At 68.7% G+C, this 9,359-nt stretch carries 10 protein-coding genes; 3 read left to right on the top strand and 7 right to left on the bottom strand.

Going from position 1 to position 9,359, the window contains the following annotated elements:
- Positions 1–184: 184 nt before the first annotated feature.
- From ACFVYN_RS21030 to clpS, 5 genes are all read right to left on the bottom strand, one after another.
- A complete protein-coding gene (locus ACFVYN_RS21030) occupies positions 185–280 on the bottom strand; it encodes a putative leader peptide (protein ID WP_020940333.1) in 96 nt (31 codons plus the stop codon).
- Positions 281–359: 79 nt separating this feature from the next.
- Positions 360–782 (bottom strand): Mov34/MPN/PAD-1 family protein, encoded by a 423-nt coding sequence (locus ACFVYN_RS21025; RefSeq protein ID WP_390000727.1) that lies wholly within the window; start codon positions 780–782, stop codon positions 360–362.
- 100 nt (positions 783–882) lie between these two features.
- The gene (locus ACFVYN_RS21020; protein WP_390000725.1) at positions 883–2,334 is read right to left on the bottom strand and encodes an amino acid permease; all 1,452 of its coding nucleotides are present in this window, start codon (positions 2,332–2,334) and stop codon (positions 883–885) included.
- Positions 2,335–2,676: 342 nt separating this feature from the next.
- Positions 2,677–3,279 carry a DUF2017 domain-containing protein gene (locus ACFVYN_RS21015; RefSeq protein WP_390000723.1) on the bottom strand — a complete coding sequence of 201 codons (603 nt, stop codon included), beginning with the start codon at positions 3,277–3,279 and terminating at the stop codon, positions 2,677–2,679.
- A 12-nt stretch (positions 3,280–3,291) separates the two neighbouring features.
- Positions 3,292–3,609 carry an ATP-dependent Clp protease adapter ClpS gene (gene clpS / locus ACFVYN_RS21010; RefSeq protein WP_053848598.1) on the bottom strand — a complete coding sequence of 106 codons (318 nt, stop codon included), beginning with the start codon at positions 3,607–3,609 and terminating at the stop codon, positions 3,292–3,294.
- 58 nt (positions 3,610–3,667) lie between these two features.
- Here clpS and ACFVYN_RS21005 point away from each other — a divergent pair, with 58 nt between their 5' ends.
- Positions 3,668–5,014, top strand: coding sequence for a nicotinate phosphoribosyltransferase (locus tag ACFVYN_RS21005; RefSeq protein ID WP_390000721.1), 1,347 nt, complete (start codon positions 3,668–3,670; stop codon positions 5,012–5,014).
- A gap of 108 nt (positions 5,015–5,122) precedes the next feature.
- On the top strand, positions 5,123–5,710 hold the full coding sequence (locus ACFVYN_RS21000) for an isochorismatase family protein (RefSeq protein ID WP_390000719.1): 588 nt from the start codon (positions 5,123–5,125) through the stop codon (positions 5,708–5,710).
- 26 nt (positions 5,711–5,736) lie between these two features.
- Here ACFVYN_RS21000 and ACFVYN_RS20995 read toward each other — a convergent pair whose 3' ends face one another.
- Together ACFVYN_RS20995 and ACFVYN_RS20990 are read right to left on the bottom strand one after the other, a co-directional pair.
- Positions 5,737–6,081, bottom strand: coding sequence for a hypothetical protein (locus ACFVYN_RS20995; RefSeq protein WP_390000716.1), 345 nt, complete (start codon positions 6,079–6,081; stop codon positions 5,737–5,739).
- Between the two features lie 114 nt (positions 6,082–6,195).
- On the bottom strand, positions 6,196–8,550 hold the full coding sequence (locus ACFVYN_RS20990) for an immune inhibitor A domain-containing protein (protein ID WP_390000713.1): 2,355 nt from the start codon (positions 8,548–8,550) through the stop codon (positions 6,196–6,198).
- 337 nt (positions 8,551–8,887) lie between these two features.
- On the opposite strand from ACFVYN_RS20990, the gene ACFVYN_RS20985 reads away from it, so the two are divergent.
- A complete protein-coding gene (locus ACFVYN_RS20985) occupies positions 8,888–9,148 on the top strand; it encodes a hypothetical protein (protein ID WP_390000710.1) in 261 nt (86 codons plus the stop codon).
- Positions 9,149–9,359: the final 211 nt, after the last annotated feature.

Raw genomic sequence — 9,359 nt, 5'->3', positions numbered from 1 at the left:
AAGAGCTCGGCGAGGGTGTTCCCGTTGCCCTCCACCGCCTTCTGGCCGTCGGTGTAGGTGCGGAGGATGGTCGGGATGCGGACCTCGATGGCCATGGTGGCGGGCTCCTGTCGGAAAGTGGTCTGGTCGGTGGGCGCACGGCGAACGCGCGCCGCGGCTCACGGCCGTACGGCGGCAGGGAAGGTCAACAGATGGCGCTGTTCAGCCTGCACAGGTCGACGTGCAGCCGCGCCACGAGCAGGATGCCCGGCGTCTTCTCGCTCACGTCGTTCAGAACCATGGGCTCATCGTATCGATTCCCGGTCCGGATCCCGGAGTGTGATCTCGCATACTGGATCGTTCCCGACCGGATCGCGAGATCAGTAGGACTCGACGACCGTGACCTCCTCCTCGGTGACCTCGCCGTCGAGGATCCGGTAGGAGCGGAACTGGAAGTCGCCGAGGCCGTCGGTGTCGGCGGTGGAGACGAGGACGTAGTGGGCGCCGGGCTCGTTGGCGTAGGAGATGTCCGTGCGGGAGGGGTAGGCCTCGGTCGCGGTGTGGGAGTGGTAGATGACCACCGGCTCCTCGTCGCGGTCGTCCATCTCGCGGTACAGCTTGAGCAGGTCGCCGGAGTCGAACTCGTAGAACGTCGGTGACATCGCGGCGTTGAGCATCGGGATGAAGCGCTCGGGGCGGTCCGACCCGGCCGGTCCCGCGACGACTCCGCACGCCTCGTCGGGGTGGTCCTTGCGCGCGTGCGCGACGATCTGGTCGACGAGGGCCTGGGTGATGGTCAGCATGGTGGTCAGGATAAGCAGAAGGGCTGCCCGGTACCGAGGAGTGGTACGGGGCAGCCCATATGCCGGACGTTCTGTTCTGTCCGGCTGTCCGGCTGTCCGGCTATCCGGAGACCTTCTCGAACTCCGGCTCGCGCCGGTCCGCGATCTGCGGGTGACGGGACTTCAGCACGGCCCAGCCCACGCCCAGCGCCGCGGCCCAGCCCGCCATCACGTACAGGCACACCCGCGAGTCCGCGTCCTTCGCGATCAGGCAGGTCACGAAGAGCAGGAAGACGATGGCGATCCAGCTGCCGACCGAGCCGCCCGGTGCCGGGAAGGAGGAGGCGGGCAGGCGCCCTGCCACGACCTCGCGGCGGTAGCGGACATGGCTGATCAGGATCATCAGCCAGGTCCAGATGCCCGCGGCGGTCGCGACCGAGACGACGTATCCGAAGGCCTTCTCGGGCACGACGTAGTTCAGCACCACGCCGATGCCCATGAAGAGCACGGAGACCGTGATGGCCAGCGCCGGGGTGCGGGTGACGGAGAGCTTGTTGAAGGCCTGCGGTGCCTCTCCGCTGTCGGCGAGGGTGCGCAGCATGCGGCCCGTGGAGTACATGCCGGAGTTGCAGGAGGACAGGGCCGCGGTGAGGACGACGAAGTTCACGATGCCGGCGCCCGCCGGGATGCCGATCACGGCGAAGGCCTTCACGAAGGGGCTGACGCCGGCCGCGAACTCGGTCCACTTGACCACGCACAGGATGACGGTGAGGGCACCGACGTAGAAGAGGCCGATACGCCACGGCAGGGTGTTGATCGCCTTGGGGAGGGTCTTCTCGGGGTTCTCGGACTCACCGGCGGTGACGCCGACCAGCTCGACGGCGAGGTAGGCGAACATCACGCCCTGCAGGGTCATCAGCGACGAGCCGACGCCCTTGGGGAAGAAGCCGTCGAAGGCCCAGAGATTGGAGACCGCGGCGGTGTCGCCGGCGGCGCTGAAGCCGAAGGTGAGGACGCCGAGGCCGGTCACGATCATGCCGATGAGGGCGGTGACCTTGATCATCGAGAACCAGAACTCGATCTCGCCGAACAGCTTCACCGAGATCAGGTTCGCCACGAACAGGACGACCAGGAAGACCAGGGCCGTCGTCCACTGCGGGACGGCGGGGAACCAGTAGTTGACGTAGATCGCGGCGGCGGTGAGTTCCGCCATGCCGGTGACGACCCACAGCAGCCAGTAGGTCCAGCCGGTGAAGTAGCCGAAGAACGGGCCGAGGAACTCGCGGGAGTACTCCGCGAAGGAGCCGGAGACCGGGCGGTAGAGCAGCAGTTCGCCCAGTGCCCGCATGATGAAGAAGATGATCACGCCGGCGACGGCGTACATCAGGATGAGGCTCGGACCGGCCTTGGCGATGTTCGCCCCGGCGTTGAGGAAGAGGCCGACGCCGATGGCGCCGCCGATCGCGATCATCTGGACCTGGCGGCTGCCGAGTCCGCGCTCGTACCCCTCTTCGGAGGCGTTCGGGGCCTTCTCCGGGCCTGAGCCGTTGTCTTCGACCTGAGCGGAGGTCATGTGGTGGTGCGCCTTTCTCCATACCGGACCGGGCCTCTCGTCGGCCTCGGACCGGTTCTCGATCCCCCCGGATTGATGGAGTCGTGCCTGGCCGGCGGTTGCCGGCTCGGTGGCGCACCCGGCCGAACATACGGATGGTGTTCGCCGGGCGGTCGTGAAGATTTATCACGGCCGCACGACTGATCACCTGGGCGCGATGTGGCGCAGAGCACAGAAAGAAGCGGACAAAGGGCGCGCGGACGGCACGAAAGCCGTCAGTGCGGTGACGTGATCGTTATCCGGATTTGAGCGTCCTCTGAGCGAACACATCACCCTCAAAAGCGGGCACGAAACCGTCACATCTCAGGGCATGAGGGTGGTCACGAGAGTCTCCTGGAGACCGCCGAGCCACAGATACGCCATCACCATCGGCTTACGGGGGTCCTCGTCCGGGAGCCGGTAGAGGAGGTCGGTGTCCTCCTCGTCGGTGATGTCGAGGCGGGAGCCGATCGCGAGCCGCAGGTCGTTGAGGGCGCTGAGCCACTGCCGGGACTCGGCGGTCGACAGCTTGAGGACCGCCCCGCCGTCGCCCGCGGAGCGCAGCGCGTCCAGGGAACGGACCACCGCGAGGGCGTTCTCGCGCTTGCCGGCCCGCAGGTCGTTCTCGGTGTAGCGGCGGAACTCCGAGGAGTACGCCCGCTGTTCCTCGGCCTCCTTGGCCCGGGGCGCGCCCTCCGGATCGCTGTAGGCGTCCGGGAAGAGCCGCTTGAGCACCGGGTCGGACGGCGGCTCGCTCGGGCCTTCCGCGAAGAGCTCGGCGAGCGGGTCGCCGGAGGTGTCCTCGGCGGGTCCGGGCCCGATGAGTTCCAGGAGCTGGACGGCCAGCGAGCGGATGATGGAGATCTCGACGTCGTCGAGGGCGACGGCCGCGCCGCCGCCGGGGAGCGGTTCGAAGGTTCCGGGCATCAGGGTCTGTCGCTACTTCCGGTCCTGCTGGAGGGTGGCCCACAGACCGTATCCGTGCATGGCCTGCACGTCGCGTTCCATCTCCTCGCGGGTTCCGCTGGAGACGACCGCCCGGCCCTTGTGGTGGACGTCGAGCATCAGTTTGGTGGCCTTGTCCTTCGAGTAGCCGAAGTACGTCTGGAAGACGTAGGTCACATAGCTCATGAGGTTGACGGGGTCGTTGTGCACGATCGTGACCCAGGGGACGTCCGGCTCGGGGACGGCGAAGACCTCTTCCGCCGACTCGGTGCGTTCGATCTCTACGGGAGCGGGTGACGTCACACGGCCCATGCTGCCACGCACCCCACAAATCGTCACACTGACGCGAAGTGGGGTAGCATCTCTTGTTATGAACACAGCGGACCTTGGGCTGCCGGTGGATGTTCCCTCGACGGCACTCTTCACGGACCAGTACGAGCTGACGATGCTGCAGGCCGCGCTGAAGGCGGGTACCGCCGAACGGCGCAGCGTGTTCGAGGTCTTCACCCGGCGGCTGCCGGAGGGGCGGCGCTACGGCGTCGTCGCGGGCACCGGCCGGGTGCTGGACGCGGTGGAGAACTTCCGCTTCGACGCCGATGTCCTCGGCTTCCTGCGCGAGCGCTCCATCGTCGACGAGGAGACCCTGGACTGGCTCGCCACCTACCGCTTCGGCGGCGACATCTGGGGCTACCCGGAGGGCGAGGTGTACTTCCCGGGCTCGCCGATCCTGCGGGTGGAGGGCTCCTTCGCCGAGTGCGTGCTGCTGGAGACCGTGATCCTGTCGATCCTCAACCACGACTCCGCGATAGCCGCGGCCGCCTCCCGGATGTCCTCGGCCGCGGGTGACCGGCCGCTGATCGAGATGGGCGCCCGCCGCACCCACGAGCTCTCCGCCGTGGCCGCCGCCCGCGCCGCCTACGTGGGCGGTTTCGCCACCACCTCCGACCTTGCGGCCGGTTTCCGCTACGGCATCCCCACGGTGGGCACCTCCGCCCACGCCTTCACCCTGCTGCACGACCACGAGCGGGACGCCTTCCGTGCCCAGGTGGAGTCGCTGGGCCGGGGCACCACCCTGCTCGTCGACACCTACGACGTGACGGAGGCCGTCCGCCTGGCCGTCGAGGTGGCCGGGCCCGAGCTGGGGGCCGTGCGCATCGACTCCGGCGACCTGCTCCTGGTCGCCCACCGGGTGCGGCAGCAGCTGGACGAGCTGGGCGCCGAGCGGACGCGGATCATCGTCACCTCCGACCTCGACGAGTACGCCATCGCCTCGCTGGCCGTGGCCCCGGTGGACGCGTACGGCGTCGGCACCCAGCTGGTGACCGGCTCCGGGCACCCGACCGCCTCGATGGTCTACAAGCTGGTCGCGCGCGCCGAGTCCGACGATCCGAAGGCGCCGCTGATCCCGGTCGCGAAGAAGTCGTCCGGGGGCAAGACCTCGGTCGGCGGCCGCAAGTGGGCGGCCCGGCGGCTGGACGCGGAGGGGTTCGCGGAGGCCGAGGTGGTGGGCACCGGGCCGGTTCCGGCGGGGCTCGCGGACCGGCAGCTGCTGGTGGAGCTGGTCAAGGGCGGCGAAGTCGTGGCCCGCGAGCCGCTGGACGTCGTACGGGACCGGCATGCCGCCGCCCGGGCCAACCTGCCGCTGTCGGCGACGCAGCTCTCGCGCGGGGAGCCGGTCATTCCGACGGAGTATGTCCACGGGCGTACGGGTAGCTAGGCCTTGTCCGGCGGGTGTCGTGCCGAACGCGCCCGCCCACGCCCCCTCCCGCACGGTCCCCGAAGTCTCTAGGCTCGTAAGTTCACTCTTAGTCGAAGGACACCCACCATGCGCCGCGCCTTGATCGTCGTCGACGTGCAGAACGACTTCTGCGAGGGAGGCAGTCTCGCGGTGGCCGGAGGTGCCGATGTGGCCGCCGCCGTCACCGAGCTGATCGGGCAGGCGGCGGGCTCCGGCTACCAGCACGTGGTGGCCACCCGCGACCACCACATCGCGCCCGGCGGCCACTTCGCCGACAACCCCGACTTCGTGCACTCCTGGCCCGCGCACTGCGTCGCCGGGACCGAGGGGGTCGGGTTCCATCCGAACTTCGCGCCGGCCGTCGCTTCCGGGGCGATCGACGCGGTCTTCGACAAGGGGGCGTACGCCGCGGCGTACAGCGGCTTCGAGGGGGCCGACGAGAACGGCGTGTCACTGGCCGACTGGCTGCGGGCCCGCGAGGTCTCCGAGGTCGACGTGGTCGGGATCGCCACGGACCACTGCGTACGGGCCACCGCGCTGGACGCGGCCCGGGAGGGCTTCCGTACGCAGGTCCTCCTCGACCTCACCGCCGGAGTCGCCGAGGCGACGACCGAGCGGGCGCTCGAGGAGCTGCGCGCGGCGGGCGTGGAGCTGACCGGGAAGCCGGTCGTCTAAGGCCTCCCCGGGCCCGGCACGGGCACTCAGGCCGGTGCTGTCGGCCTCCTCAGCAGGGACCTGATCGGATGCCACAGCTCCTGGGCCAGCTCGGGACCGCCCACGACAGCGTTGTCAGGGGCGGTACGCCATATCAGCCCGTCCGGATGGTGCAGTACGGCCGTGACCTCGTCCGGGGTCGGGGGCGCGCCGTTGCCGCGCAGGTACACCGCGCGCAGTCCCAGGTTGCGCAGCCTGGTCAGGGCGCGCGCCCGGTTGTGGGCGTGGACGAGTACCCGCACACTGCCGTAGCCGTCGGCGGGCGGGCGGGGCAGGTTCAGCGCCACCACCACCCTGCCGTTCGGCAGCTTGCAGAAACCTCCTGCGGCCATGCGGGTCACACCCCCGTGTGCGTCGGTGTCAATAAGGAAGCCACAGGACGCACCTAAACACGATCGGCGGCAACCCGCCAGGGGTTGCCGCCGATACGCTTTTGACCTGCGGTTTTACTTCTTCTTGGCCGAATGTCCGACCTGGAGCGTGATCGTCGAGCCGTTCAGGGGCTCCTTGACGATCTTGATCCGGGTGTCGGTGTCAGTGACCTTGACACCCGCGAACGGGTTCGACGCGTCGTAGTAGCTCGACGTGCCGTCGTCGAAGACGGGGACGCCCGGCTTGGACTTGATCTTCGTCGGGACGTCGGCGTTGTGGAGCGTGACCGAGTCCGTCGGGTACCAGCTGAAGGTCGAGTCGTAGGCCTGGATGCGGTTGCGCATCAGCGTGCCGTCGGACCACTTGAGGGCGGTCGGGTGGGAGTCGACCGGGAGGATCAGACCCGTACCCGGGTGCTGGCTGGTGTTGTCGTCGGCCTGGGAGGTGTCCCACTTCCAGATCAACAGGCCGTTCTGGTAGGCGTAGTGCTCCACCCAGTCCGGACGGGTCGTCGAGAAGCCGTAGTTGTACGGGCCGACCTTCAACACCTTGTCGTACGACACGTACTGGCGGTTCTCGGCGAGGTAGTACTGCGCGTACTCGTCCGTGATCGAGGCGCCGATGCGCGAGAAGCCGTTCGCGGTCCAGGCGGCGTCCGCCGTCTCGGCGTTGTCGGAGAACAGGGTCGCGCCGTCGGCGGTCACCGTGATCTCGTCGGCCGCGAAGCCCTTCAGGGCGGCCCCGCCGTCGGTCTGGTAGCGGAAGCGCAGCTGGATCTTCTGGCCCGCGTAGGCGTTCAGCGGGAAGGTCAGCTTCTGGTGGGCGTCGACCGAGCCGGTGAGGGCCGGCTTGCCGCTGCCGTCGCGCGGGATTGCGGTGCCGTCGGCCAGGGTGCCGTCGATGGGCGTCCAGTTGGAGCCGTCGGTGGAGACCTCGGTGTAGAGGTAGTCGTAGTCCTGCTCGATGTCCCACCAGCCGTCGAGGGTCAGCGCCGCCGAGGACTTGCCGGTCAGGTCGAGCGGGCGGGTCAGGGTGTTGCGCAGGTCGTTGCCGCTGCCGCTCCACCACTGGGTGGCGCCCTGCGCCGGGGTGACCACCGAGGTGCTGACCGTCTTCTTCGGCAGCTGGACGACGAGCGCCTGCGGGTTCTTGGTGTTGTACTCCGCGACGCCCAGCTTGTGGCTGGACCGCTTGCCGGCCTTGGCCACGTCGTAGTCGAGCCAGCCCAGTTGGAGCTTGTCCCAGGCGTTCATGTCGCCGGGCAGGTCGCCGATGGAGTCCTTGCCGGTGCCTAGCCAGGAGCCGGAGGACATCAGCGTCCAGAAGCCGGTGGAGTTCTCGCCGGCGCCGGAGGTGTCGTACTCGTCGGGCAGGCCCAGGTCGTGGCCGTACTCGTGGGCGAAGACGCCGAGTCCGCCGTTCTCCGGCTGGATGGTGTAGTCGCCGACCCAGACGCCGGTGTCGCCGATCTGGGTGCCGCCGAGCTTGTTGGTGTCCGGGCCGGTGGAGCCGGCGTCGCTGCCGAAGGCGTACCAGCGGTGCGCCCAGATGGCGTCCTCGCCCTGGGCGCCGCCGCCCGCGGACTCGTCCTCGCCGGCGTGCACGATCTGGAAGTGGTCGATGTAGCCGTCGGGCTCGTTGAAGTTGCCGTCGCCGTCGAAGTCGTAGCGGTCCCACTGGTCGAACTGGGCCAGTTCCGCGCGGATTTCGGCGGCGGTGTCGCCGGCGGCCTCGCGCTGGGCAACCCAGGCGTTGACGCCGTCCTGCACGGCGTACCAGGCGCCGGTGGACGCCTTGTTGGAGCCGTAACGGGCCTCGTTGTAGGGGACCTTGACCCAGTCGGTCACTTCGCCCTCGACCGAGTAGCGGCCCGAGGACTGCTTCTCGTAGTACTTCTTGAGCGACTCGGTCTTCTTGCCGGTGCCGAAGTACAGGTCCTGGAAGTGCGCCTGGTTGTAGTCCGCCTGCCAGGCGGTGCTGTTGTTCTGCTTGCGGTCCGGCTTGGCTATCCGGTTGTGCAGCGGGCCGGCCGTGCCGCCGTAGCGGGGGTCGACCTGGTCGCCGAACTCCACCAGGATGGTGAAGATCTTGTCGGTCTTCTCCCGGCCGAGTTCGACGTACTTGCTGTCGCCCTTGCGGCCCTTGAGCTCGACCACCTGGGAGCCGTTGCGGTTCTTCACTGCGGCGTCCCCGGAAATGACCTGGTCGAGCGCCTCCTTCCGCTGCGCCTCCTGGGTCTTGGTCAGCGGGCCGTCGAAGTCGTGCTCCCTGGCCTTCGCCGGCTGCGGGTCGTTGCGGTCGACCGCGGAGGCCTTCGTGGACGTGGTGTCCGCGGCCTGTGCCACGGCGAACGTCGAGAACGTGGCCGAGGCGGCCGCGAGGGCGACGACGGTCGCCGCCGTCCTGAACGTCCAGGATCTGTGCGTCACTTGTACCTCTCCCCTATCAGGCAAGTGACCCGTATTTGACTAAAGGTTGGGGAGAAAAGACAGATCTTGACTTGGACCCGCCAAGTGCATTATCGGGAGCCGGTGTTCGTATTGCGGACACGTGACTGCAACACGACAGGCGCGCACGACCGTCCACTTGATGGACGCCATGACTCCGTGCGCCCCCTGTGCTCCGGCACTGTTGGTTAGGTCACGCTTACTGTTCGTTCCACTCGGGCAAACAGGCGATTAGAGTCGATCGGCGGAACGCCCGGATGTCGGCGGAATGCCAGGCCGACGCCCCCCGTGGACCCCCGATTCCGAGGACACGATTGCCATGCCTCGTCCGACCGCCGCACAGATCGCCTACGGCTCGATCACCGTCATCTTCTCGACGCTCGCCATGCTGCTGCTGTCACAGACGAGTTCGGCCGTGGGGACCGCGGTCATCGCGGTCTCGGCGCTCGCCCTCGGCCTGCTGGTCGCCATGACGGTGCCCCAGCCGAAGCCCCGAGTCGTCGCCCTGAGCAGGCCCGCCGACCGCCCGGCGGAGGAGCCGGTACCGGCGGCGGCCACGAGCTCCAAGACGGCCGCCTGAGCACTGCGTTGGCTTGAGCGGGGTGCAAGGTGCGGGTTGCGGGGTGCTCTGGGTCGACCCCGGGTCCGCGCAGCCGGGTGCTCCTCCCCGTCACCGGTTCGTCGGAGCGGGCCGCGGGGCCAGCCGCGTTCGCGGGACCAGCTCACGTCTGCCGAGCCGGGTGCTCCAGATCGGCCCCGGGGGGCATCGGGGCGGGCCGGGGCCCGGATCT

This window comes from Streptomyces sp. NPDC058307, from assembly GCF_042880295.1.
GTDB lineage: Bacteria > Actinomycetota > Actinomycetes > Streptomycetales > Streptomycetaceae > Streptomyces.
Note: the sequence above shows the minus strand (reverse complement) of the source record. Positions and strands in the feature narration are given on the sequence as shown.